The organism is Campylobacter sp. FOBRC14 (assembly GCF_000287855.1).
GTDB lineage: Bacteria > Campylobacterota > Campylobacteria > Campylobacterales > Campylobacteraceae > Campylobacter_A > Campylobacter_A curvus.
Window position 1 is genome coordinate 70689 of the sequence record NZ_ALJJ01000014.1, and the last position, 25440, is coordinate 96128.

Annotated in this window: 28 protein-coding genes; 5 read left to right on the plus strand and 23 right to left on the minus strand. The window is 43.5% G+C overall.

What is annotated here, in order from left to right:
* Window positions 1-6 precede the first annotated feature (6 nt).
* From HMPREF1139_RS07045 to HMPREF1139_RS07055, 3 genes are read left to right on the plus strand one after another with little or no spacing between them, the layout of a single operon-like run.
* A complete protein-coding gene (locus HMPREF1139_RS07045) occupies window positions 7-576 on the plus strand; it encodes a cytochrome c3 family protein (RefSeq protein ID WP_009650662.1) in 570 nt (189 codons plus the stop codon).
* Between the two features lie 8 nt (window positions 577-584).
* The gene (locus tag HMPREF1139_RS07050; RefSeq protein ID WP_009650698.1) at window positions 585-2162 is read left to right on the plus strand and encodes a sensor histidine kinase; all 1578 of its coding nucleotides are present in this window, start codon (window positions 585-587) and stop codon (window positions 2160-2162) included.
* Window positions 2152-2835, plus strand: coding sequence for a response regulator transcription factor (locus tag HMPREF1139_RS07055; protein ID WP_009650748.1), 684 nt, complete (start codon window positions 2152-2154; stop codon window positions 2833-2835). The genes HMPREF1139_RS07050 and HMPREF1139_RS07055 overlap by 11 nt, the downstream gene beginning before the upstream one ends.
* A 474-nt stretch (window positions 2836-3309) precedes the next feature.
* On the opposite strand, the gene HMPREF1139_RS07060 is transcribed toward HMPREF1139_RS07055, so the two are convergent.
* From HMPREF1139_RS07060 to HMPREF1139_RS07150, 20 genes are all read right to left on the minus strand, one after another.
* Complete coding sequence (locus tag HMPREF1139_RS07060) at window positions 3310-3960, minus strand: HAD family hydrolase (RefSeq protein WP_009650682.1); 651 nt, start codon at window positions 3958-3960, stop codon at window positions 3310-3312.
* Window positions 3961-4029: 69 nt separating this feature from the next.
* Window positions 4030-5043 (minus strand): OmpA family protein, encoded by a 1014-nt coding sequence (locus HMPREF1139_RS07065; protein ID WP_009650658.1) that lies wholly within the window; start codon window positions 5041-5043, stop codon window positions 4030-4032.
* Between the two features lie 169 nt (window positions 5044-5212).
* Window positions 5213-5602, minus strand: a complete 390-nt coding sequence (gene rpsI / locus HMPREF1139_RS07070) for a 30S ribosomal protein S9 (RefSeq protein ID WP_009650750.1) — start codon at window positions 5600-5602, stop codon at window positions 5213-5215.
* A 2-nt stretch (window positions 5603-5604) separates the two neighbouring features.
* A complete protein-coding gene (gene rplM / locus HMPREF1139_RS07075; RefSeq protein ID WP_009650679.1) occupies window positions 5605-6033 on the minus strand; it encodes a 50S ribosomal protein L13 in 429 nt (142 codons plus the stop codon).
* Between the two features lie 80 nt (window positions 6034-6113).
* Window positions 6114-8915 (minus strand): RecB-like helicase, encoded by a 2802-nt coding sequence (locus HMPREF1139_RS07080; RefSeq protein ID WP_009650734.1) that lies wholly within the window; start codon window positions 8913-8915, stop codon window positions 6114-6116.
* Window positions 8912-11263 carry a PD-(D/E)XK nuclease family protein gene (locus HMPREF1139_RS07085; protein ID WP_009650742.1) on the minus strand — a complete coding sequence of 784 codons (2352 nt, stop codon included), beginning with the start codon at window positions 11261-11263 and terminating at the stop codon, window positions 8912-8914. Before HMPREF1139_RS07085 ends, HMPREF1139_RS07080 begins: the two co-directional genes overlap by 4 nt.
* A gap of 261 nt (window positions 11264-11524) precedes the next feature.
* A complete protein-coding gene (locus HMPREF1139_RS07090; protein ID WP_009650710.1) occupies window positions 11525-12007 on the minus strand; it encodes a 4-hydroxy-3-methylbut-2-en-1-yl diphosphate synthase in 483 nt (160 codons plus the stop codon).
* Entirely contained in the window at window positions 12000-12581 is a 582-nt protein-coding gene (locus HMPREF1139_RS07095; protein WP_009650680.1) for a hypothetical protein, read from the minus strand. Before HMPREF1139_RS07095 ends, HMPREF1139_RS07090 begins: the two co-directional genes overlap by 8 nt.
* A complete protein-coding gene (locus HMPREF1139_RS11880; RefSeq protein WP_018137494.1) occupies window positions 12578-12679 on the minus strand; it encodes a hypothetical protein in 102 nt (33 codons plus the stop codon). The genes HMPREF1139_RS07095 and HMPREF1139_RS11880 overlap by 4 nt, the downstream gene beginning before the upstream one ends.
* A gap of 2 nt (window positions 12680-12681) precedes the next feature.
* Window positions 12682-12894: a DUF4006 family protein gene (locus HMPREF1139_RS07100; RefSeq protein WP_009650715.1), complete on the minus strand. Its 213-nt coding sequence runs from the start codon at window positions 12892-12894 to the stop codon at window positions 12682-12684.
* Window positions 12894-13757, minus strand: coding sequence for a c-type cytochrome (locus HMPREF1139_RS07105; protein WP_009650755.1), 864 nt, complete (start codon window positions 13755-13757; stop codon window positions 12894-12896). Before HMPREF1139_RS07105 ends, HMPREF1139_RS07100 begins: the two co-directional genes overlap by 1 nt.
* Window positions 13757-13957, minus strand: a complete 201-nt coding sequence (locus tag HMPREF1139_RS07110) for a cytochrome c oxidase, cbb3-type, CcoQ subunit (RefSeq protein ID WP_009650665.1) — start codon at window positions 13955-13957, stop codon at window positions 13757-13759. The genes HMPREF1139_RS07105 and HMPREF1139_RS07110 overlap by 1 nt, the downstream gene beginning before the upstream one ends.
* A gap of 9 nt (window positions 13958-13966) precedes the next feature.
* The gene (ccoO, locus tag HMPREF1139_RS07115; protein ID WP_009650729.1) at window positions 13967-14632 is read right to left on the minus strand and encodes a cytochrome-c oxidase, cbb3-type subunit II; all 666 of its coding nucleotides are present in this window, start codon (window positions 14630-14632) and stop codon (window positions 13967-13969) included.
* Entirely contained in the window at window positions 14632-16116 is a 1485-nt protein-coding gene (gene ccoN / locus HMPREF1139_RS07120) for a cytochrome-c oxidase, cbb3-type subunit I (protein ID WP_009650757.1), read from the minus strand. Before ccoN ends, ccoO begins: the two co-directional genes overlap by 1 nt.
* A gap of 113 nt (window positions 16117-16229) precedes the next feature.
* Window positions 16230-16910: a response regulator transcription factor gene (locus HMPREF1139_RS07125; protein ID WP_009650656.1), complete on the minus strand. Its 681-nt coding sequence runs from the start codon at window positions 16908-16910 to the stop codon at window positions 16230-16232.
* On the minus strand, window positions 16903-18132 hold the full coding sequence (locus HMPREF1139_RS07130; RefSeq protein ID WP_009650756.1) for a PAS domain-containing sensor histidine kinase: 1230 nt from the start codon (window positions 18130-18132) through the stop codon (window positions 16903-16905). The genes HMPREF1139_RS07125 and HMPREF1139_RS07130 overlap by 8 nt, the downstream gene beginning before the upstream one ends.
* Window positions 18125-18790 (minus strand): sulfite exporter TauE/SafE family protein, encoded by a 666-nt coding sequence (locus HMPREF1139_RS07135; protein WP_034966304.1) that lies wholly within the window; start codon window positions 18788-18790, stop codon window positions 18125-18127. Before HMPREF1139_RS07135 ends, HMPREF1139_RS07130 begins: the two co-directional genes overlap by 8 nt.
* Window positions 18791-18794: 4 nt before the next feature.
* Window positions 18795-19913 carry a glutamine-hydrolyzing carbamoyl-phosphate synthase small subunit gene (gene carA, locus HMPREF1139_RS07140; RefSeq protein ID WP_009650697.1) on the minus strand — a complete coding sequence of 373 codons (1119 nt, stop codon included), beginning with the start codon at window positions 19911-19913 and terminating at the stop codon, window positions 18795-18797.
* Window positions 19913-20464 carry a DUF507 family protein gene (locus tag HMPREF1139_RS07145; RefSeq protein WP_009650666.1) on the minus strand — a complete coding sequence of 184 codons (552 nt, stop codon included), beginning with the start codon at window positions 20462-20464 and terminating at the stop codon, window positions 19913-19915. The genes carA and HMPREF1139_RS07145 overlap by 1 nt, the downstream gene beginning before the upstream one ends.
* A 62-nt stretch (window positions 20465-20526) precedes the next feature.
* Complete coding sequence (locus HMPREF1139_RS07150) at window positions 20527-20967, minus strand: hypothetical protein (protein ID WP_034966307.1); 441 nt, start codon at window positions 20965-20967, stop codon at window positions 20527-20529.
* A gap of 316 nt (window positions 20968-21283) precedes the next feature.
* On the opposite strand from HMPREF1139_RS07150, the gene HMPREF1139_RS07155 reads away from it, so the two are divergent.
* Together HMPREF1139_RS07155 and HMPREF1139_RS07160 are read left to right on the plus strand one after the other, a co-directional pair.
* Window positions 21284-21526, plus strand: coding sequence for a helix-turn-helix domain-containing protein (locus tag HMPREF1139_RS07155; protein WP_009650702.1), 243 nt, complete (start codon window positions 21284-21286; stop codon window positions 21524-21526).
* A gap of 473 nt (window positions 21527-21999) precedes the next feature.
* Window positions 22000-22599, plus strand: a complete 600-nt coding sequence (locus HMPREF1139_RS07160; protein WP_009650719.1) for a hypothetical protein — start codon at window positions 22000-22002, stop codon at window positions 22597-22599.
* Window positions 22600-22622: 23 nt separating this feature from the next.
* Here the strand turns inward: HMPREF1139_RS07160 and HMPREF1139_RS07165 are convergent, their stop codons facing one another.
* From HMPREF1139_RS07165 to HMPREF1139_RS07175, 3 genes are read right to left on the minus strand one after another with little or no spacing between them, the layout of a single operon-like run.
* Window positions 22623-23387 carry an ABC transporter ATP-binding protein gene (locus tag HMPREF1139_RS07165; RefSeq protein ID WP_009650753.1) on the minus strand — a complete coding sequence of 255 codons (765 nt, stop codon included), beginning with the start codon at window positions 23385-23387 and terminating at the stop codon, window positions 22623-22625.
* A complete protein-coding gene (locus HMPREF1139_RS07170; RefSeq protein WP_009650689.1) occupies window positions 23371-24345 on the minus strand; it encodes a FecCD family ABC transporter permease in 975 nt (324 codons plus the stop codon). The genes HMPREF1139_RS07165 and HMPREF1139_RS07170 overlap by 17 nt, the downstream gene beginning before the upstream one ends.
* Window positions 24345-25379: an ABC transporter substrate-binding protein gene (locus HMPREF1139_RS07175; protein ID WP_009650695.1), complete on the minus strand. Its 1035-nt coding sequence runs from the start codon at window positions 25377-25379 to the stop codon at window positions 24345-24347. The genes HMPREF1139_RS07170 and HMPREF1139_RS07175 overlap by 1 nt, the downstream gene beginning before the upstream one ends.
* Window positions 25380-25440: the final 61 nt, after the last annotated feature.

Sequence of the window (25440 nt, forward strand, 5' to 3'; positions counted from 1 at the left end):
GAAGCGATGAAAAATTTATTTATAAAAATTTGCCTTTTGGCGCTGTTTGCGTTCGTGGTATTTTTTGGCGGCAATGCGCTCGTTCACAGCACCGGCGACGATAAATTCTGCACGCTTTGCCACGAATGGATGGATCCGATGGTGCAGGCGTATCAGCACAGCAAGCATGGCGGCGCGAACCGCAAGGGCGTAAAAGTAAAATGCGTGGATTGCCACTTGCCGCACGATAGCTACGTGAGCTACGTATTTCAAAAAGGTCTTAACGGCTTTAACGAAGTAACGCACATGATATTTAACGACGCGGACAAAATGGACTGGCAAGAGCACAGGAAAAATAGAGCTAAATTTGTGTATGATAGCGGTTGTGTTAGCTGTCACGAGAGGATCCTCGACATAAATTCCACCAATCAAAACATAAACGATATGCATAAAATTTATGCGGAATTTAAAGCGCAGGATGCGAACAAAATCAGCTGTGTCGGCTGCCACAAAAACGTCGGTCATAAAAATTTGGGTAAAATTCTTTACGAGATCAAAAATCCCCCTGTCGGAAACTGGGAGGACGATAAGAAATAAAGGATAAAATGTTTTCTAAAAACAAGCTTTTCATTATCTTTTCCGTTATTTTCCTATCTTTGATGGTAGGAAACTACACGCTTAACCGCTCGTTTGCAAAAGAAATTTTGATAAACGAGCAGCTAAGCATACTAAAAAGCTCGAGCTCCAGGATCGAAAAATGGCTCGAAAATAAAAAATCGAGCCTGCAAGCTATAAATTCTCTCATCGCTAAATTTGACCCCGTGCGCGACGAAGCCACGATAAAAGATATATTTGAAAAGAGCCAAGAGATCGCGAATTTTTCAAGCGTTTATGCAGGCTATGAAAACAACGTTACCATTTCGGGTAAAATTTTTAACCGACCGCCTGATTACATCCCGACTCTGCGCCCGTGGTATATAAACACTGCGCGCGAAGATAAAATTTACATCACGCGTCCGTATGTGGATGTGGGACTTCAAATCAGCGTCATTTCCATCTGCGAGAGCATAAAAGAGGGTAAAGTTTTAAAAGGCGTTTTGTGCGGGATCTTATCGTTTAGCGATATAAAAAACGAGATCTTAGACCTGCGCCTTGATGACGGGTTTATATTTTTAATAGATGAAAATTTCAACATCCTGCTTCACCCCGATAGCAAATTCGAGCTTACAAAGGCTAAATTTGACGTGCCGGATTTAGACATCCTAAAAACCTCGAACTACGAAACGAACGATGAAATTTTAACATTTAATCCCATCGAAAACTCGAAGCTGACCCTGGTCGCAAAAACGCCTAAAAAGGACATCTATAAAAAGATAAACGAGCAATTTATCATAAATTTAGCCATCTACGTCGCGAGTGCCGTTTCATTTTTGCTGCTTATGTATTTTTACAACAAAAAAGACAAAGAAAGCGAGCGGATGCTCTTTCAACAAACCAAGATGGCGGAGCTTGGCGAGATGATCGCGGCGATCTCGCACCAGTGGATACAGCCGCTAAATTCACTCGGAATTTTCCTTGGGAATTTGGTGCAGTTTAAGAGGCTTGGCAAGCTAAGCGACGAGGTCTTTTACGAAAATATAAAAAGATCGCTTAGCAACATCGATTATATGGCAAATACGATGGATATATTTAAAAATTTTTACCGCTTCGAAGCTAGCCCGCAAAGCTTTGATATCAAACAAGCGATCGAAGAGACCGTCTTTATACTCTTTTCGCAAAAGAGCAAGATAGAAGTGAAGATAAATTTAAAGCGCGGAGTGGATACGGCATGCCTAAACTACATCAACGAATTTAAACAAATCATCGCCTGTCTCATCCAAAACTCAAAGCAAGCGCTGCAAACTAGCAAAAACAAAAAACGCGCCAAGATCGTGGTGTCTATAAGGCAAAACGACACGCACTTTGAGATCCGCGTGATCGACAACGCAGACGGCATAGACAGGGCGTATCGGGATAAAATTTTCACCCCTTTTCTTAGCACCAAAGGCGGTGGCGGGCTTGGGCTATATATATCAAAGCTCATCGCGAATAAAAAGCTAAACGGCGATCTGATGCTTGTCAAAAGCAAAAATCCGACGATTTTCATGCTAAAAATTTCAAAAAAGGTAAAAGATGATCGATGAGAGCATCCTTTCGAAACTAAAAAACATCTCCGTGCTTTTGGTAGAGGACGACGAGGGCACGAGAGCGGCGATAACGCAGTCGCTTGAGTTTTACTGCAAGCACATCAAAAGCGTCTCTGGCGGGCTGGAGGGCTTTGACGAATACTTCAAAAACGACTTTGACATCATCGTGACCGATATAAATTTGCCCGGTCTAAACGGGTTTGAGATGCTTGACGAGATCAAAAAGCGCGCCCCGCACGTAGCCTCCATCATCATGACCTCATACGACACGAGCGAAAACATGCTCGCATCCATCGAGCTTGGCGCATACAACTACCTAAGAAAGCCCTTTAAGATCGAGGAGCTACAAACCAGCATCCTGATGGCGACGAAAAATTTATATGAAAATAAAATCTCACTTAAAGGCATCTACGAATACGACACGGCGAGCAAAACGCTGCTTAAAAACGGCGAAGCGGTGAGCTTTACGAAGATAGAATCGAAGCTATTTTTCCTGCTCGTTAGTAACCTAAACAAGATCACAAGCTACGAAGTGATCGAAAATTTCGTCTGGAACGAAAAACCGATGAGCAACGAAGCCCTGCGCATGGTCGTCAAAAAAATCAGACTCAAAACCGACCCGGAGCTCGTGGAAAATCTCTCGGGGATTGGGTATCGCATATGCGGATAGGGCGTAAATTTGCCCCATCGACAGACATACAAAATCTACTAAAATGCCAGAGTATAAATTTAGCCCTAATCGGTAAAATTTACTCCGCGAGATTTGTAAATTTACCGCACCGGCGAAGTTGTAAAAATACACTCCGCTTCATCAAGGTGCGGGTAAATTTGACATATCGCGATGCAAAGTCAAGGTGTCTTGAAAAGTTACAGGCAAAGCGATGTAAATGTCGCTTCTTAAATTTAACCTCGCAAAATACACTCGAACCTTGTCGATCGGCGGCGGCTTTATTTTATCAATCGCTGTTTTTAATAAGGTATTTAAGCTTTATAAATTTTATTTGTTCCAAAAGCAAACAACACTGCAACCAACCTGCACGGAAACAACATAAAGCGTCTTGAAAAAGAAAAATGCAAACAGTGTTTAAGCAGGCGTTGTCACCGAAACGTTAAATTTAAATACCGATGCCTTTACGATAAAAGCCTACAAACCGGCGGCATACTCGGTCGCTTTTAGCGCATTTTCAAATATCAAATCCGTGCATTTTTGCAAATCCGCGAGCGTCCCGTAGCCGCAAAGCAGCCCAAGCCCCGTGACGCCAGCCGCCTTTGCTGCGAGCATATCCATAGGCGTATCGCCTATCATAAAGGCGTTTTGGCGGTGCTCCGCGCTATCCTTACCAAGCCGTACGAGAGCTAAATTTACGGGCTCGGGATCTGGTTTTGGACGCTTGACATCGTCTCTGCCGATTACTATATCGATATACTGCATAACGCCTAAATGTTTTAATAAAATAGCTGAAAATTTTGATGTTTTTGTGGTTACTATGCCTACATCAGCAAACGAATCCGCAAGCTTTAACGCATCTTTTGCGGATCCCAAAAGAGTCGTTTGATCAAGATAAATTTGCTCATAACGCTTTTTATAGGCTCCGATATAGTCAGTGACGAGATCCTTAGGCGCCCCAAGCCCTTCAAACATCACATCAAGAGGATAGCCAACTAAAGATTTTATCTTTTCATGATCCGGCAGAGGTTGTCCGTGGGTTTTAAAGGCAGTATCAAAGCCATCTAATATAGCAGGAGTCGAGTCGATGAGTGTGCCATCAAGGTCAAAAAGTATCGTTTTTCTCAAAATTTACCTTACAAATAAAAAAGGGCTTGACCTAAGCCAAGCCCCGTGATTAGTTGAATGAGTAGTGAATTACTTATTGAAAGTAGCTTCGACACGTCTATTTTGAGCGCGACCCTCTTTTGTGCTGTTTGTAGCGATAGGTCTAAGCTCGCCATATCCGATAGTAGATATCTTTTTCTTCTCTACGCCGTATCCTTCAAGGACTTCAGCGACAGCTTTCGCTCTTTTCTCGGATAGTTTTTGGTTGTAAGCCTCTTTACCTACGCTATCAGTATGTCCCGCAAGAACGACTCTATATTCTGGGTGTTCTCCCATAAAGTCGGCAACTTTTTTGATCTCGGCAGCATAACTCGGTCCAACCTTATAGCTGTCAAACGCAAAATTTACGTCTAAGTCTCTAAGAATGATAACTTTCTCGCAACCTGTCTCGTCTACTACGACACCAGCCGGGGTATTAGGGCATTTGTCGATATCGTTTGGCACGCCGTCATTGTCATCATCAAGAATAACGACCTCTGTAACAGTCGCAACAGGAGCTGCAGCTACCACAGGAGCGGCTTTTGAATCTAGACCGATGCCAAATCCTAGTGAGTAGAATAGGTTATGGTCTGCATGCTCAAATTTGATAGCGTCTCTAGCCTCAGCTTTAAGAGCAAATCTATCAGTGACTTGATATCTTAGTCCAAGACCGTATTGACCAAAGCCACCGTCTTCATTGTCTACGAATTGTTTTGGAAGATCCTCGTATCCAACGCCAAGAAGGCCATAAACGCCAAAAGCATCAGTGAAGTTGAATATATCTTTTACAAGATTTACGTGATATCTAAGTGCGCGTCCCTCTCTTGATACGCCATTTACTGTTTCTTTTGCCTTATGAGTATAATCAACGCCAAGCTCTAATTGATCGAAGAATATATTCTCAAGGTTTCTAGCAGCTCTAATACCGACAGTCACATGATCGTTGATACCAAGGTTACCTTCTGGGTGGACTCCGCCAACAGTTGGAGTAACTTCGTAGTTGTATGCTGCATTAGATGCAAAAAGTGCAGTTGCAGCTACCATAGCTAAAGCAATCTTTTTCATAATAGAATTCCTTTCTTTAATAAATTTTCTTTTATGAAAGACAATCGTTATTGTAACAAAAATTTTATAAACTATCTGTAAATTATAGTTTAATACCTAAAATACGAACTTCCAAAATTTCAACTCGCAAAACCCAAGCAAAAAGCGCTTGGAATTTTGCAAAAACACATTAACGTTTTGAGAATTGCGGGCTACGTCTTGCTTTTCTCTTACCGAATTTCTTACGTTCGACGACGCGTGCATCGCGAGTTAGTAAGCCTTTTGGTTTCAAAGCCGCTCTAAAGTCAGCGTCCATAGCCGCCAAAGCGCGCGAGATCCCGTGCCTTAAAGCCTCAGCTTGCGCCGAATATCCGCCGCCTAATGTCGTAGCGGTAACATCTACCAAGCTCTCTTGCTTCGTGACTAATAGCGGCTGAACGACTTTTAGCTTTATCGCTTCATGTCCGCCGAGCCAAGTGTTAAGATCCATTCCGTTTACTACGATTTTCCCGCTTCCTGATTTTACCCAAACCTTCGCTACGGCAGTTTTTCTTTTACCTGTTGCATAAACTTTTGCCATTATTATTTTCCTTCTTTTTTAGCGATTTGTGCTGTGTGAGGATGCTCACTGCCAGCATAAACTTTTAGTTTTTTTATCATCTCTCTGCCTAGCTTTGTTTTTGGAAGCATTCCGCGAACGGCAAGCTTGAAGAGCTTCTCAGGCTTGTTTGCGATCAGATCGCCAAATTTCTCACTCTTTACGCTGCCAAAATATCCTGAATGTCTGTGATAAAGCTTGTCTTCAGCTTTGTTGTTGCCTGTAAATTCTACCTTTGAAGCGTTTATGATGATGACGTAATCGCCGCAATCAACGTTTGGAGTAAAGCATGGTTTGTTTTTGCCGCGAAGTATAGTCGCAACTTCAGTCAGCAATCTACCAAAACGCTTACCAGACGCATCAAGCACGATCCACTCTCGCTTAACTTCGTTTGGCTTTGTTATTTTTGTCATTTTCTTACCTTTGCCAAGTTAATTTTTGAAGTGTGATTTTATTTAAAGATGACTTATATATAGCTTAAATTAAGTATTATTTAAACTTCGATATATGAAATTTTATCCCTAAGCGCATAAAAAATCACCGCACGGACGCTCGAATTCGGATAAAATTCAGCGATTGCTTTTTTATATTCACTTACTTGAAACACATTTTCATCGATATTTTTATCCGAGCTTTTGTAGTCTATGACGCAAATTTCGCTTTCGCCCACACAAAGCAGATCGATCTGCCTCAATGCCCCTTGAAATTTAAACGGCTGCTCTTTATATATCTCTTTTGCATCCGTAAATTCTCTGAATTTAGCGTCATTTATGAGCTTCAGTCCTCTTTTAAAAACATCATCCAAATCATCGGCACATAAAAATTTATGAAATTTATTCTGCATGGAATCTCTAGCTGCGATCAGACTGACTTCGTCAAATTTCGCCGCCATCTCAAGCAGGTAGTGAAAGGCCAGACCGATATAGATCGCCCTTAAATTCGTGCCTTCCTCCTTGTCTGTGCTTTGAGTCTCCTGTCTTGAGATCTGTGCGATTTGAGGCAAAATTTCGCTATTTTCTTTTGGCGCTTGCGTTGACGTATCGGCTAAAATTTTACCAAAGGTGAAATCCTTTAGATCAAGATACTCGACCCTCTCGCCCGTTTTCTTCTCGTAAGCGCTAAAAAAGCTCGGGTTCCTGCCGCCGGGATCGGCATTTTTCACGACGACTAGCGAGCGAGTAGCCCTTGTAAAGGCGACATAAATTTTATTCATATCCTCCTCTTTTTCAAGCTCTTTGGCCCTATTTTTAAGTGTCCTAAAATCCTCGTCGAAATTTTCCTTGCCCTTGACCTTATGCATGATCTGCCAGCCGTTTTTCACGTCGTATTCAGCCAAAAAGCTTGAAGTATCGGCCCTGTCCGCACCCATTTTATCGCAAACTATGACGTGAGAAAATTCTAGCCCCTTTGACTTGTGCACGGTCATTATCTTCACACCCCGGCTACTTTTTGGCATGGCAAGCCCCTCAAAGCTATCAAGCTTAAAGATGAAATCGGCTAAATTTTCATACTCGCTCGTTAGCTCAAAAAGCCTCAAAACATCGCTGTTTGAGGTATCCACACCAAGCCTCATAGCTAGATAATGCAAGCTCTCAAAGGCCGTACTTTCAGCCCTTATCTCAAGTCTAGGCGCATTTGCTTTGATTATAGCTTGGGTGTTGAATTTATAAATTTTATCGCCAAAAAGGCAAAATTTCGCGTATTCTACCAGCGCTCTGGCGTAAGGACTAGCGAGCAGACCCAGACTGCCCTCGCTCACGCTATTTATGCCTTGCTCGCTAAGGGCGTTTGCGAGCTTGTTTATATCCTCGTTTTTCCAGCAAAGTAGGGTTATATCGCTTGGTTCTACGCCGTTTTGGATGAAATTTTTTACCTCGCTAATTGCGCCACTTACGATATCTTCGCTACTAACGACCTTTAAAAAGCCGTGATCATCGGCCTCGCTCTCAAAATACTCGCACTCTTGGCTAACGGTGAAATTTAGCCTCTCATTATCTTTTTTGGACGCCTTTTGCTCGATAAAATTTAAAATTTTATCTTTAAAAACGGTATTCGTGAATTTAACGAGTCCCTTTAGGCTACGGTAGTTCGTATCGAGCCCGTCACTAGCGATCTGCGTGAATTGGGCTTTTAGCTTATCAAAAAGCTCCTTTTTGCCGCCGCGAAACCTATAAATACTTTGCTTCGTATCACCCACGTAAAAAAAGCTTCCAAGCCCATTTTGGCCGTATCCGGAGACGATTTCGGCAACGAGGGGCAAGATGATCTCGTATTGCGTCACATTTGTGTCTTGAAATTCGTCGATCAAGAGGTGGTTTATACGCCCGTCAAGCCTAAAATAAAGCATCTGCTTGTCGATATTTTTAGTCAAAAGCTCGTAAGCAAGCCTGTTTATATCGCTAAAGCTAAGGCTGTTTTGCTCTTTGTCAAGCTCGAGCTTGGCCTCTTTATAAAGAGCCAAAAAGCGGTTCAGCTCATTTAGCTTATACTCCTCAAACTGCCTAAAATAGCTCCTTAAAGCCTCTTTTAGCTCGCCAAAGAGCTCATCTAGCTTCGGTGTGTAAATTTTAGAAAATGTCCTATATTCCAGGCTTTTGTGCTCTAAAAACCCGCGCTGAGCGATCTGAGCCGGCGAGCCCGGCAAAAAGGCGTTCTGAGCCGTTTGAGAGCCACCGTTTGAAACGGCGTAATCAAGCAAATTCCCTAATGCCGTCCGCACCGCCTCATCGTTTGGAAATTTCGCGTCTTTATCGGCATTTACACTGTCAAAATTTTCATAAAACCTCTCAAGCGTTTCAAAAAAGCTGTTTTGACTCTTTTCCGCCGCCACGATAAATTCAGCCAAGGAGCGCAAAAGCGATGGATCGCGGCTTATTTTTTCTACAAATTTTTGACGCTGCAGGTTCGTAAGATCGCTGCTTACGCTAAAGTCCGCACTAAGGCCTAAATTTAGGCTAAACTGGCGTAAAATCCCGGTAAAAAACGAATCGAAAGTGCCGATCTTAAGATCGCTTTGTAAAAAATCAGCCATCCTCTCGTCTCTAAGGGCTAAAATTTCATCCTCGCCAAGCTCTAAAATTTCGCGCATCGCGGCTAGTTCGCTCGGCTTTTTTTCGAGGTTCAAAAAGGTCTCGACCACCCGCTCTTTCATCTCGTTGGCGGCCTTTTTCGTAAAGGTCAGAGCCACGATCTCGGCGATGTTCGCACCACTTAAGATAAGCGCGATGAAACGCACGCTAAGTGCGAAGGTCTTGCCGCTTCCTGCGCTGGCTTTTAGGGCTAGATACCGCTTCATAGCTCGCCTTTACAAAGGATCTTATACGAGCAGTATCTGCACTGCTGACCGGGGTTAGGGGCGAAATTTATCCTCGTTTTGTTTATGCTTTTTAGCCCTTCTATCGTGGCTCTTAGCTCCTCAAGCGACGATCTTGAGGGCACTAGCGTCATCTCACCGCCTAGATCGTAGTAAAACGTCTCACAGCGCTCGCCCAAAAGCGCTTGATAAAACGGCAACTGAAGCGATTTGTCCTCAAATTTGCCGCTTTTGTAATCGATTATCATCTTTTGTCCCGAAAGCTCGTCCACGCGGTCTATCACGCCCCTTATCTTGACGCCTTCAAACTCCACGCCGCTTACGTTTTTCTCGCATTCTAGCACCCTGACGCCCTCTTTTAGGCGTTCGTTTTCATACTGTGCGTAAATGTCGAATTTCACAGTCAAAATTTCAAACTCAAGCGATGAGAGGGCGAATTTACCAAGACATTTTTTAAACTCAGTCACGTCAAAGCGCTGCGAGCGTCTAAAAAACTCACCTTGATAATACTCACAAAGCGCCTTATGAACGGCCTCGCCTAGCCTAGAAGCTGGCGCAGTGCCGATAGTTTTGGGCTCGGGGATGGCTAGGATTTTAGCGTAGTAGTATTTTCTGGGGCAGCTAAGGTATAAATTCAGAGTCGAAAACGATAGCTCCTGTGCGAAAAAATCATGCTCCAAAACGATCTCTTCAGGCTCTAAATTTAGCGCTACGCCCGGTTTGCCAAGCAAGTTCGCATAGGCCTCGTCGCTAAATCTCGCATCTTTAACGAAGCTAAATTCCTTTAAAAATCTCGAGGCGATGCTCTCATCGTTTGAAACGTAGCTTATAGCGACCTTTTTTGCGCCGTTTATGAGGCTCTCGTAGTAAAATCTCTGCAAATTTTCGCGTTGTGCGTAGCTGATTAGCCCCGCCTTTTCTCTCACGCGCGAGTTTAAAAACATCTCGTTTATGCTGCGCTTTGGTATCAGCTCGTCGTTAAAATCAACGATAATGGCGCCGTCAAATCGCATGCCGCGACTCTCCAAAACGCCCATCACGCCAACCTTTCCACCACCCACATCATCGAGACTAAGACGAGATAGACCCATCAAAAATATCTCGCAAATTTGCCTAAGACTAAATTTAAAATATCTTGCTAGATTGCCGAGCATGAAAAGCTCGTTTTGCACCTTTTTGCCGACTCTTTTGTCCTCTTGTAAGGCCAAAATTTCATTTACGAGCCCTTCAAACATCTCAAATTCGCAAGGCAGCTCGTAAGCGGCTTTAAATCTCTCAAAAAGCTCCTTTTTCACTCCCAACAAGCCGAGGATAAAGCCCTCTTCATCGTAGCTTTGCGCATTTTCATAGTCAAAATCAGGCGAAATTTCCTCATTTATAGTGCGCGTGATGCGGCTTAAAATTTGAAAAAATTTCGTTCGCTTTAAATTTTCGCCCATCGCGTAGTTGAACATCCGACCGCTATCGTGTAGCCTAAGTATCTCGCTAAAGCTTTCATCAGGCAAGATAACCACGATATTTTCGGGCTTTAAGCCATCTTTGACAAACTCGCTCACCTTTGCCATCACGTAAGCGCACTGCAAGCTTCTAAGCCCAAATTCACGCACTTGCACTACATTTTGGCGATTTACCCAGTCCGTTTGCGTTAGCGACATATCGTTGAAATTTAGCTCGAATTTTTGATACAAGCTGAAATTTTGCGGCGCTAGCCCAGAGATCTGCGAGATCTTTTCTACCAGCTTTTGATTGAATTTACTCGTTTGAAACCTGATCTTAAGCGTAACAAGCTTTGAAATCTTTAAAATAAGCTTCCACTCGAATTCGCTCAAAAAGCCGTCTATGTCGATGACGATCTCGTCAAATCCTCTCACATAGCTTTCATTTAGGCTGTAAATTTCAGGCAAAAGGATGTCATCATATAAATTTTCAGCCTCAAGCAGCCTCTTATACTCGCTTAGCACGGCCTGCAGGATAGATAGGTGCTCCTCAAAATCAGCGTAAATATCGCTAAATTTTATATCTGCGACGCTCTTTTTACTGATGGCTAGCTCTTTGAAAAACGAGAAAAGATAGTCGTTGTTTTTCAAAAAAGCGAAAAATTCGTTCGGGATCTTTAGCACCGAATTCGCCTCTTTGACGGCGGTACAAGCGCGTTGCATCAGTACAAGTAAATAAGCCGCATCCGCCTCGAACCTGTCCGCTACGAAAACGGCTTTTTTCTCGAATTCCGCGATAGTTATGCTCTTAGCGATGAGCCCGTTTTCAAATGCAGCGTTGAAACTGCGTATCTTGCGCGAGTTGGTAAAGACAAAAAGCGTATTTTCTTTCATTGATATTCTTTGACTTTGTTCTAGCAAGGCGTCGATGCCTAAAATTTACGAAATGATAGCAAAATTTTAGGCTCCGTTTAATAAATCATTGACGCTTACTTCGCTTTTGCTTTGTAGTTGCGAACGCATAGCGTGAAGCAAAAATCGGCGGCGATAAGCTCGCTAGCAAGGTTTGACTTCGCTTTGAGGGCTAAAAATCAATGAAATAATGAAATATTGTAACAGAGCCAATTTATTAAAACCCACCAAATCGATATAAATTTAGCGCGTGGCGTTAAAGTCGAATCTATAAAATCCCGTATCGTTGCCGTCGTTTAGCTTCAGCAAAATTTGCCATCTACCCTCTTTTGGCAGTGAAATTTCATCGGTTTTTAAAATTTGCCCCTCAAAGCTAGAGCCAAGCTCTTTGTTAAATTCGTTCGTTTCAGGACGCGTGAGTAAAATTTTGGCGTTTAGGTTTGAGAGCTCGCCTGATTTTGAAGCGATCATAAACTCAAAACGACCTTGTAAATTTTTAAATTCAGCACCGCCAAATCCTACGCTAAATTTCTCCTCAAATCGCCCTTGAGCGGCCTTGATCTCGTTTATGTTTTCATCGACGTTTTGGTATCTGTCCATATAAAAGCTATCAAGCTGTACGGGGTGATTTAGCGAGATGATGATGGTCGCCACGCACGCAGCCACGCAAAAGACGATGGCTAAGAGGATGCCGTAGGGCCAAAAGCTCTTTTGCTTCTCAGCCATTTTTCGCTCTTAGCTTTTTGTAGATGATGAAAATAACAACGACCGCTAAAAAGCCATATATCAACGCTCTTAGGAAATTTAGCGTGTTTTTGTTTGCATTTCCAAGCCCATTTACGAGAGTGATACCTAAATTTGCCGCGATCTGCTCGGCGATATCGGCATAGCCGTTTAAAATGGCTGCGTTATAGACGTCTTTGCCGTTTTTGGAGACTAATATCGGCAGTATCGTGCCACTTTCTGGATGAGGGCTTAAGACCTGCTCTTTGTCAAAGAGCTTTAGCGTATCTTCATCGGCGAAAATTTCTATCTTTTTGGGCTTTACGGCGAGTATCAAAAGGGCATAAGGCGCTTTGAAATTTAGCCTTTTAGCTCGCTCGCTAAGCCCTTCTTCACCGATATCTTCGTAGGCTGCGACGCTTAAAACGATGCCGCTTTTTTCATAAAGCTCCTCGCCTATGCTTTGCAGCTTCGCGCTTACTCTATCGCTTAAAATTTTATCGTCATTTATCACGAAATTTTGCGCGCAAAGTAAATTCGCACAAAACATAAGCGCTAAAACCGGAGCAAATTTCATCCGACGAAAAGGTGATTTGGCGTCAAGACCGACCACGCGCAGATAGCGGCGGCGGCGATTATCAACAAGACGATGGCTTTTTTTAAAATGCCAAGCATCACTACTCCTTTATCTTCACGTGTTTGGCGTTATCTAGACTTTTCATCTGGATGCCACTTGGATCTTGTATCGTGTAAGGTTTGGTCGCGACATCTTTTTGAGCCGATATCCCAAGGCACGTCAAGACCGCCAAAATAACTAGCAAAAGCGCGGTCGCTACGAGCATGCCGGTCAGGCCGTTTAACGCAAAAACGTTTCTATTGGTATTTTCCATCATTCTCCCCTTGAAAGCGACAAAACATACTCGCCCACGGCCTTTTGCTGCACGGAATTTAGCCTACCGTCGCTAAATTTAGGCATCGTGCCGATAGCGCCCTTTTTACCTCGCTGCAAGACATCCACGACAAAGTCTGCGGTGCCGTATCTGCTAAGATCGGGGCTCATACCGTCCATGCCTTTGCCATCCTCGCCGTGGCAGGCTGCACAGGCTGCAAACATCGCCTTGCCCGTCTCTACCAAATCCTCGTTAGGCGTTTGTTTGATGCCGCTTATATCCTTAGCCACGTAGGCTGCGATGGCCTTGGCGCTCTCCTCATCAACCAGCCCTCCTGGCATCTCGCCCATAGGGTAGTCAAGTCCCTTTGAGCCGTTCATGATGACATCATAGATCGCCTTTTGGCTACCCCAAATTTTTAGATCGGCAGCCTTGCCGTTTATGCCATCGCCCGTGATGCCGTGACATGCGGCGCATTGGACCAGATACACGCCCTCGCCCATCGAGTGAAGCGTCTTTGCGTCAGGGTTTGCATACTCTTTTTCAAATTTCGCGTTCATCGCCTTGACTTCGTCGTTGTATTCGCCGATCTGGGAGTAAGAATTCAAAGGATATCCAAGCAGATAATACCAAATCGCCCAAACTAGCGTCAGCACGAACACTATCGCCCAGCCAAGCGGGACGTCGTTTTTGTATTCGCCTATGCCGTCCCAGCTGTGCTCGCTAAGCGGTGCGGCGCTGTCTTTTGCCACCTTCATCTGACTGACATATCTGCCGGCGACTGCTATCGTCAAAATAATGATGACGAGCGCTCCGATCAAGGAGAGTAAATTTACATTATCTTGTAGGTTGAACCACTGCATCATCGTCCTTTCTCGTCGCTGTTTCGCTCTAAAATTTCACTTTCAAATTCATCGTTTAGCGCTAAATTCGAGTATCTCTCATAGTCTCGCCTGCCCGTGCGCTCGGACTTGTAAAGATGATAAAAATATCCGTATAAAACGAGCACTAAAAAAACGGTGAAGAAAAAATATCCGTAAGCTTGAAATTCTCTGATATCCATTTCTAGCTCCTATTTTAAGCTATTTAGATAGGCGATGAGAGCCACTATCTGGCGTATCTCGCCGTTTTCGTAGGCCTTTTTCACCTCTTCATCTTTCATCTGCTCTACTATCGCGCCGGCTTCTTCTTTCACGGCGGTGCTTGCTTGCTCGAAAGTGCCAAGAGCGGGCATATCCTGCGTATCGTAAGGTGCGCCAAAGACCTTTTTGACGGTAAGCGCCTCGGCGTAGGCCGTATCGATGTCGGCATTTTTCTTAAACATATGCCCATACGTCGGCATTATCGAGCCCGGCACGACTGAAGTCGGCTCTTTCATGTGGTTTTCATGCCAGTCGGTCGTGCGGTAGTTGCCCACGCGCTTTAGATCAGGGCCTGTGCGCTTCGAGCCCCAAAGATGCGGGCGATCGTATGCGTATTCGCCGCTTAGCGAATACATGCCGTATCTATCGGTCTCTGACTTAAACGGACGTATCATTTGCGAATGGCAGGTGTTACAGCCATCTTGCATATATATGTTTTTGCCGGCAAGCTGCAAAACGCTATACGGCTTCACTCCCTCAAGCGGCCTGGCGCGATTTGCAAAATCAGGCAAAATTTCGATCACGCCTGCGTATGCGATGACGATAAAAACGCCCACGGCAAAGAAGAAGGGATTTTTTTCCAACCAAGCAAACATCACATCACCTCCGCACTGGCGCGTGCGCCCATAGGCGAAGCGCTCTTAGGCTCCGCGCTTATTTTAGGCGCGGACATGGATTTATAGATATTATAAACGAACATCAAAAAGCCGATGAGATAGAGCAGTCCTCCGATCGCTCTTATCCAATAATACGGTATCAAAACGACGACCGTATCGATGAAAGAGTAAAGCAAGCTACCGTAGCTGTCAGTCGCCCGCCACATCATACCCTGTGTGATACCAGCTATCCACATAGAGGCAAAATACAGCACGATGCCGGTCGTTTGCACCCAAAACTGCGCCTCCATGATGGACTTTGAGTAAATTTCGCGTTTGAAAAATCTTGGTGTCATGTGATACATCGCAGCCATTATCATAAAGCCGACCCAGCCAAGCGCGCCATCATGCACGTGACCTGGCACCCAGTCCGTAAAGTGCGCGAGAGCATTGACCGATTTTATCGAGAGTATCGGCCCTTCAAGCGTTGAGAACATATAAAACGTCGAAGCTAGGACCATAAATTTTATGAGCGGGCTCTCTCTAAGTTGCGTCCATTCGCCCTTCATCGTTAGAAGGATATTTATCGCCGATCCCCAAGACGGCAGTATCAAGACGACGGAAAATACCGAGCCCATCGTCTGCATCCAATCAGGCGTCGCAGAGTAGATGAGATGGTGTCCGCCCGCCCAAAGGTAGATGAACATCAGCCCCCAAAACGAAAAGAGCGATAATTTATACGAAAATATCGGCTGACCGCTCTCTTTTGGCAAAAAGTAGTAAATTTGAGCGATTATGGCGACGGTAAAGACGAACGCAACGGCGTTATGTCCGTACCACCACTGAACGAGCGCGTCATTTGAGCCTGCATACATCGAGACCGAGTGCAACCACGAACCGTATCCGCTGACTAGACGAGTCGGAATTTCCATATTATTAAAAAGATAAAGCATCGCAACGCCAAGGAACGTCGCTATATAGTACCAAACCGAGATATAAAGCGTCTTCTCGCGGCGAATCCCGATGAGCCCGAATATACTGACCCCCCAAAGCACCCAAACTAGCACGACACCTATATCGATAGGCCACTCCAGCTCGGCATACTCCTTTGCGGTGCTAAATCCGGCAAAAAGGCTCACCACGGCAACTACCATGACGAGCATATAAAGCCAAAAGTGAAATTTACCTATAAACATCAAAAAGGGTGATTCGTTCATCGAAACCTTCAAAACGCGCTGTCCGATGTAGTACCAAGTAGAAAAAATACCAGAAAGCATAAAGCCAAAGATGATGCCATTCGTGTGAAGCGGGCGCAATCTACCAAAAGCCGAGTATTCGCCGGCGATATGATTTATATCCGGACAGGCCATCTCAAAGGCTATGATAACGCCGATAGCCATGCCGACAATGCCAAATATTATCGTCGAAAACATAAATAGCTTCGCCACGCTGTAGTCATAATGCAGCATATCAGACGGTCGCATCAAATTCCTCCTTATTTATCTCGCATTAATCAAAAATATAATCGACGTTATTTTAAAATATTAACTATATAAAGAAACTTAAATGATATAAATTTATATTATTCTAAGCTACGTCATAAATTTATATCGATCTTATAGCCAAGTCCCGGGATATTTTTTATGAAGTCGCTACCGACCTTATCTCGCACGCGCTTTACAAAGGTTCTTATCGCAGCTTCCGTGACGTTTTCGCCGACCCAAACTACATTTTTTATCTCATCATGCAGCACAAGCGTACCAAGCCTCTTTATCAAAAGCGAGATGAACGCGAGCTCTTTTTTAGTCAGCGCGATCTCAACGCCATCTCTGATGAGCACGCGTTTGATCTTGTTGAAGCTATATCCGTTTGCGATCTCAATGATATTCGTGGTCTCTATCTTGCTCTTGGCTACTATCTCAAGCGTTGTCAAAAACTCGTCCATATCGATAGGCTTTATGACATATTTGTCTATACCTACATCGATGGCTTTTAGGAGCTTTTCTTTTTCGCTATGAGCGCTCAGCACGACTACCGGCGTATCTTTTGATATCTCTTTTATCTGCATAGCCATATCAAGTCCGTCGGATATAGGCATCGCTATATCGGTGACTACGATATCTGGGTTATATTTTTTAAATTTTTTCAGCCCTTCATCACCGTTTTGTGCGCTCACGATCTTGGCGAATTCGCCCTGCATGACATCTTGCATGAGTTTTCTGGTCTCATTTTCATCCTCTACGATCAAGATCGTCAAATTTTCTAAAATTTTACTCATCATCCTCTCCTTTGCACGGAAGCTTTAGTATAAATGAAGCTCCCCCGTTTTCGTTCATCACCTCTATGGCTCCTTTAAATTTATCGATTATCAGCTTTGACATATATAGCCCGATGCCAGTCCCTCTTGAAGCATGCTTGGTTGTGAAATAAGGCTCGAAAATTTTATCCTTCACGTCGCCCTCTATCCCGCCGCCGTTATCATGCACTTTTAAAACGCCGAGCCCAGCCTCCTTATAAACGCTTATATCGATGCGCTTATCTTTCACGTTTCGCTCGTTTAGCGCGTCTCTTGCGTTATTTAGCAAATTTATGACGACTTGCTCGAGCTGACGTTTGTGGCCGTAAATTTTAGCGTCGTCTTTAAAGTCTAAATTTAGTCGCACGCCATCTTTTTCAAGCATGCCTTGTATCATAAAGATCGAGTCCTTTACCACGCTTTCAAGGCCGAAATTTTCATTTGGCTGATTTACCGAGAAAAATCCCCTGAAATCCTCGATCGTATTTGACATATTTTTTATGATGTTTTTACAGCGGTTGTAGGAATTTTCAAATTCCGACCCGCCCTCTTGGACGAGCTTTTTCATTTTAAAAAGTACGATGCCAAGCTCGTTTAGAGGCTGTCTCCACTGATGAGCGATATTTGCTATCATCTCGCCCATACTGGCAAATCTGGACTGAACGAGTAAAATTTTAGTCTTTTCCTCGTTTTTGGCGATCTCAGTCTTTACGATATCTTGTAAATTTTCATTAAGCTGCCTAAGCTCCTTAGTCTGCTCTCTCACTCGCTCTTCAAGTCCTAAATTTAGCGCTCTAAGCTCATCTTGCGCCTTTAAAAGCTGCTCGTTTAGCTCGATGACCTTAGTCACGTCGTGGCGGATCGCTAAAAATTCCTCTATCTCACCCTTTAAATTTAGGATCGGGATGATTGTCGTGTTTAGATAGATCACTCGCCCTTCTTTAGTCAGGTTTTTGGCGATGGTTTTATAGACTTTTTTATCAAGTATCGTATCCCAAAGCTCTTTAAACCTCTGCGCAGGCTCGTCGGGGTGGCGAACGATGTTGTGGTTTGCACCTATGAGCTCATTTTTGCTGTATCCGCTGATCTTGCAAAATTCGTCGTTTACAAAGGTAATAATGCCGTTCACATCGGTTTTTGATACGATATTGCTTTCTTCTATCGCATTTTGATACTGTCTAAATCTCGCCTTTACATTATCCATTGGCCATATATCCCAAAAATGTAAGATAAATTCCGTTTGATATTATGATTACTAATGATATTTTAAACATTATTTGCTTAAATCTTTCACTAACCAGCCCAAAAAACAGAGCGACCGACATCATCGCCGGTATCGTGCAAAGCCCGAAAACGAGCATTATCGCCGCACCGTTTAGCGCCGACATACTAGCCACCGCCATAGCCGCGAAATAATACACCACTCCGCATGGCAACAAGCCGTTTAAAAAGCCAAGAGCGATGAAATTTAAAAGGCCGGGGGTTTTACCGACATTAAGCGCGCACGAGGCTATGAATTTTGAAATTTTATCGTTTTCTACGAGTTTTAAAAGCCCGCCCCTGACCCAAAGCGCAACGCCAAGTGCCACGAGCAAAATTCCAACGATGAAAAATATCGCCGCACGCCAAGTGCCTGAGAGTGCCAAAGCTCCTCCAAACGCCCCAAATAGCGCGCCCAGCAAGGCATAAGCTAAAATTCTGGCTAGATGATAAAGCGCTAGTAAAAGGATCGTTTGAGGTTTATTTTTGTTTCTTAAAAAGAGCAATTGCAGGCTCAAAAAGCCGCCGCACATCCCGATGCAATGGCTAAAACTGCTAAAAAAAGCGACGCTCACGACGCTCAAGTAATTCACAAGATCCATAAATTTAAAGAATTTGTAAAAACTGTTTGAATATATATTTGCTTTCGTTAGGGCCGCTACTGGCCTCTGGGTGATGCTGTACCGAAAATACCGGATACTCCTTGTATCTCACGCCCTCGATCGTGTCGTCAAAGAGGTTTCTGTGCGTTATATGAGCGACCTGAGCGATACTTTCTGGTACGTTGTAATTGTGATTTTGCGCGGTTATTTCTATGGTTTTGGTCTCTAAATTCAGCACAGGATGGTTTGCGCCGTGCTGGCCGAATTTCAGTTTATAAGTCTCATAGCCCATCGCATTTGATAACAGCTGATGACCAAGGCAGATACCAAAAATAGGAATTCTAGCCTCCACCATCTTTTTTATCTCGGCGATCTCGGACTTCAGGCTCTTTGGCTCGCCGGGCCCGTTTGATAAAAACACGCCGTTTATCTCGCCGCTTTTAAATTTAGCGATGAGCGTATCGGCCTTAGTATCGTGTGGCACGACGATCACCTCAAGCCCTATCTCGCAAAGCTCGTTTAATATGTTTCGCTTTACGCCAAAGTCGAGCACTGCGATCTTTTTACCGATGCTTTTTAGCGGTTTATACGTCTGCGCACCTTTGTCCCAGGCGGCGTTTTTGTGTTCGTATTCGTTTATGGCGCTGATAGTTTTTACGTAGTTTATCTCTTCTATGCGCTTGCTTGCCTCTAGGTGGCGCTTGAGCTCGGCTTTATCGCTGATTTGCGTCGAGATATAGGCCATCAAAGCCCCCTCGTCGCGAAGCATTTTTGTCAAAAACCTGGTGTCTATATCATAAACGCCGAATTTACCCTGCTCTTCAAAAAATTTACCCAAGGATCTTTGCGAGCGGTAGTTTGAGGGATCGTCGTTATAACTTCTCATTATCACGCCGCTTGCATGAATTTTAGAGCTCTCCATATCATCGTCGTTTATGCCCACGATACCGATCTCAGGCATGGTAAAGACGATAAACTGCCCAGCGTAGCTTGGATCGCTCATTATCTCCTCATAGCCTGTCATCGAGGTGTTGAAAACCAGCTCGCCGGCGCATTCACCAGGTGCGCCAAAGGCCTTAGCCTGCAAGAACACGCCGTTTTCGATATAGATATAAGCGTTCATTAAAGCATGCCTCTTTTTCTAAGCTCGTCTTGATAGAGCCGCTCGAATACCAGATCGTATTCCTCGGTGCCAGGGATGAGTTTGCGCTTGTAATTATCGATCTTTTCAAGCACCTCGTCCTCTATCTTTTCATAAATTTTCAAATACTCGTCGATAGAGCCGTAGATCACGTTTTTGACGCGGTTTTCAGATACGTTGTAGTCGATAAGGCTACTTTTCCAAGTGGCCTCTAAAATTTTGTGCGCCACGTCGCTAAATCTATCTTCATGCGTCAAAATCACGCCAAAATCGTTTGCAAGCTTCTTTTTTATGAGCCAGAACATATTTTTACGATCGATCTGCATCGTTTGCATCTCGTCCTCGTTCTTTTCTAGCAGCTCGTTCACTCGCTCTTCAAGGGCGCGCTCTTTTTGCACGTCGGCAGTCAAAATTTCACTCGCTTTAGCCACTATCGGCTCGACGCCTTTATTTAATTTCACAAAGCCACAATTTAAAAGATCGATTGCTATTTTATGTGCGATATACGGGACATGTGGTAGTTTTATACGCATTTTAAACCTTTAAAATTTTACGCGTATTGTAACCAAACAAAAGTAAAATTCCGTTAAAATTTTTATTTGGGGATTTTTATGACCTTGTCGCTCCCATCAAGCAAAAAATAAATTTTATCTCGCCCGACATAAACGTCGCGTCCATTTAGTATGTGCGTGCCGTCCTTGGCTACGGAGATATCTTTTTCATAAGGTTCGCTCATAAAGATTTTCTCCCCTAGCAAAAGCCCGAATTTTGGATACCAGCTAAGGGCGCAAGCTAGTAAAAGCAACGCATAAAAGCCTCTGAAAATTTTCCTAAACGGCCCGTAAAACATCGCGTAGCCAAATATGAAATAAAGCGGAACGAGCCATAAAAACGGCACGTTATCGACAAAGATCGTATTGAAATATTCATTTACGCCGTAATGGGCGAAATAGTTGTTCTTAAGCCCCACAAATAACGTAAAAACGGGAGCCAAGACAAATAATATCCCGATAAAAAAAGTGTTTAAAAATTTCATACGCGTCCTTTTGAGAGATTATATTAAATTTAAACTTATACTACTAAATTTGCCTTTTCAAGCGCTCTTTAAGTATTTTTAGATAATATGTGAAAATTCTATTACAAAGGAAATTTCACTTTTATTATTTTATAGCCGAAGCGTTATAAATTAAATTAATATTACGATATGTACTGCTTACGACGAGCGCATAGCTTCTACTAATAAACTCCCTGTAATCACTACACACCATAAAATTGATTTGGATTTAAACAACAAGAAATCATACGTATAAAATAGTGATGTGTAATGGGAAATAAAATATAAGGACGAAACGATGGCAGAGAAAAATATCGTAAAAAGAGTCTGCGCAGAGCTTGGCATCACGCAAAAAGAACTGGCTCAAAGGCTGGGGATACATATAACGGCTGTGCAAAAATGGGTCGCAAACGCCGATAATCTGCCCGAACATACTATAAAAACGCTTGATTTGCTACTAGAAAATCATGAATTAAAAAACAAAGTCGAAAAGATAAATACCCTTTTGCAAATTATTTCCGAGCTTCAAAAAGAGCGCTGAAAAACACCTCTTAAACCTACCGCTTATGCAGAAAAACTCTGTATAAATTTTACACCTATATATAAATAATCTTGATATTGCTTGACATTACAAGAAATAATCTCTATAATACCAGCCACGATACAGAAAAAATCTGTAAAGTTCTTTTAAAAGCGACGTTGTTCAATTTAGATTAGTTTGCCAAAATACACTAAAATTGAGCTCAAACGAGTGCTACGATAAATTTAAGTAGCATGACGCAAACCCGAGTTTTGAAACCTAACAAGGCTTCATGAATCATCGCTTTTGCAAGCGAACGCATTTTTAGTTTAGCTTTGCTAACGACAAATCAAAGGAGATCAAATGGACATACTAGCGATAATTTCGATCATTTCAGCCACACTGGGCATGTAGCCCACTTGGTCTTAAAGACACTTTAGGCAAACGATCAAAAACAATTCCGCTTTTAAAGATAAAATTTTAAAGGCGGAATCATGCAAATCACGAACTCTATAACTTTTACCAGCAAAGAAGCGGCGATAAAATTTAGCACTACGGATCAAACCCTGGCCTACCTTAGGCACAAACATTCAGACGAACTCGTTCCTGGCATCCACTACTTCAAAAGCTACGATCACGCTAGCGGCAAACGTCAAGAGATCATAAAATGGACGCTAAGAGGCGTCGAGTTTTTAGGCTTTTTCATCCATGGTAAGGAGGCGAAATTCTTTCGTGTTTGGGCGAGCAGGGAGCTGGATGAAGAATTTCTTAGACAAACGCAGGAGCTAAAGGCCTTGAGGAAGCAAAATTTAGCTCTCACGAACCAAATAATCGACCTCAAAGATCAAATCGATAAAAACAGCGAATTTAACGGAAAGAGCGCAAAGTGGTGGTGGACGCAGTATGTCGAGCTAAAAGCGAGCAACAGCACTCTTAAAAAGGCGAACAAGCTTTTAAAAAAGGACGAGAAAGTACTGCCGATCTTGGTCAAAATTTTACAAAATTTAGAACAAGCACGCGATCACACGGGCACTTTGTATCGTTTTTTATTAAACAGCGACGCGTCGTCATCTTCTTATTTTAAAGACGAGTAAACCTACAGCAACGCAAACGACGCCTAGCTCTTTTGCGTTGTAAAAATTTGCGTTATGCTGGGGATCTGCGCGCCGTTTAGGCTAAAATTTATCGTCCTTACATCTACGTCGTAAAGCGAACTTAAATTTTCATCCGTTAGCACATCGTGACTCTTGCCAAATTCATAGCTTAGGTCGTTTTTTAGTATGAGCGTGTTGTTTGCGACGGCTAACGCGTGATTTGGCTGGTGAGTCGTAAAAACTATGCTCGCTTGGCTTTGCTCTTTTAAATTTTTGATGAGGCTTAGGACCCGGTCTTGGTTTTTAAGATCCAAAGCCGATGTGGGCTCATCCAAAAATAGTACATCACTGTTGCTGGCGATCGCTCTAGTAAAGAGCACGAGCTGTCTTTGACCGCCAGAAAGCGAGTTGAAGCTCTTTTTGATGAGGTGTGAGATCTCAAGCATATCAAGGCAATTTTTACAAATTTCGATATCTTTTGCACTAGGCTTTGAAAATATCGAAATTTCACGTATTCGCCCCATCAAAACGATATCCAAGACACTATAATCAAACGCGACGTTAAAGCTTTGAGGCAAAAATGCAAATTTAGCCTTCCCGCTTATCTCGCCCTCTTTTAATGCAAAAACTCCCATCATGCAAAACATCAGAGTGCTTTTGCCCTGTCCGTTTAGCCCTAAAATACTTAAAATTTCGCCCCTTTTGACGCTAAAATTTAGCCCGCGAAATAGAAATTTACCGCTTTCATAATAAAACGCGGCGTTTTTTATCTTAAGCAGATCTTCCACCCGCGCTCCTTTTTAGTAAAATCGCAAATATCGGACTTCCGATAAGCGCGCAAAGTATGCTAAGCGGTACTTCGGAGCTACTGATGCTCCTAGCTAGATCGTCCACAAAAAGCATGAATATCGCTCCGATGATGAAGCAGTTTGGCATCGATCTGACGTGGTCGCTGCCGCAGATGAGTCTCGTGATGTGAGGCACGACCAGCCCGACCCAGCCGATATTGCCGCTGACACTGACCTGAACGGCTATCAAAAGCGTGCAAACGATCAGGATAAATGAGCGTAGCAGAGTGATATTGACGCCAAGCACCTTTAGATCTTCGTCGTTTAGACTAAGCAGGTTGAATCTATATCTAATAAGCAAAAGTAACAAAACGCAAGGTGCCGAGACGATGGCGATCAGGATCAGCTTGTCGTAATTAGCGCTCACGAAGCTTCCAAGCAGCCAGTAGATGATGTTTGGCAGCACATCTTCGTTGTCGGCTAGATACTGCACGAGGCTAGTTAGTGCGGCAAATACGCCGTTTATCACGATGCCTGCTAAAATGAGTGAAAAAACGTCGGCGCGGGCGATGAATTTAGCTATGAAATAAAGCATCGCAAGCGCTACGAGCCCAAAAAGGAAGGCGAACGCGACGATGTAAAATTTCCAAAGCCCTATCAAAATGCAAAGCGCACCGCCAAAAGCCGCTGCAGTGCTGACGCCGATGATATGAGGGCCTACGAGTGGGTTTTTAAACACCGCTTGCAGGCTAAGACCGGAAAGTGCCAGTATCCCGCCGCAAAGGCTAGATAGCAATATCCGCGGGATCCTGATGTCAAAAACGACGCTGTTTGCTGTCTGGTCGCTGGAATTTAGCATCAAAATTTCAGCCAGCTCGTGAAAATTTAGCGAGTATTGCCCGCTCATCAGCGAAGCCAGACAGAGCAAGACCCAAATACCGATCAAGATTAGAGGCATTATTTATACGACGTTCTGTAAAATTTGTGGTAAAAATCCTCTACTTTTTTGTCAAAATCCACTCCGTTAAAAAGCTGTGGATAAAGCTTTATAGCCAGCCACTCCTCGCCAAGCGCCATCGCCTCGGCTGTCGGATAGCCCCAAGCTTTTGCGTATTCGGGCATCATGAAAATTTTGTCATCTTTTATCGCTTTTAAATTTTTAAGCGCGGCGTTGTCCTTCAGCTCGGCTGGCACTTGAGGGAAGCGCTCTTGGACGAATATCATATCAGGATCCCAAGCCAAAAGCTGCTCGGCTGAAATTTGCTTAGCTCCTACGATGTCCTTTTTGGCTACATTCTCTCCACCTGCTCGCTCAAAGAAAATTCCCGTGTATTTGCCGCTTCCATAGGTGTGCAAGTCTGAATTTGCCATGTAAATTTTGACTCTTTTGGCGCTCTTTAGGCCGGTCATTTTGGCTTTTAGCTCTGATTGCGATTTTTTGACATATTTGATGAGTTCGTCAGCCTCTTTCTCGCGGTTTGCGACCTTTCCAAGTAGCTCTATGCCCTCATAAAAGCCCTCTGTGTAGGCTACCTCGTCATCTTTGAAGGTAGGATTTAGCTTGTCTTTGACGCTGCTATCAGTCTTTTGAAAGCTCACGCCAACGACCGGGATTTTCAGCTCGTCCATTTTTGCCAGCTGATCTTTTGCGATGTAGTTTGTGACGATGACGACATCAGGCTTTAGCTTTAACACCGCCTCATAATTTATCGTTTTTAGATCGCCCGGAGTCGGCATATCTTTTAGGCTTGGAGCTAGCCTGAGATAGGCTTTGCCAAGCTGTTTTTCCCAGCTTTGCAAAACGCCCACGACCTTATCCATCGCGTTTATCTCGTTTAGCGCATTTAGGCTTTGGTGTTGCAAGACGACTATGCGTTTGACCTCATCTGGTAGCTTCACCTCTCTGCCAAGCTGATCTGTTATGGTGCGCTCGGCAAACAAAGACGATGCAAAAAGCGCAAACACCAACGTAAATTTAAGAATTTTATTCATTCTTTTTCTCCTAAAATTTAGTGTTTTATATTTTTAAAATTATATATTTGCTTATATAAAA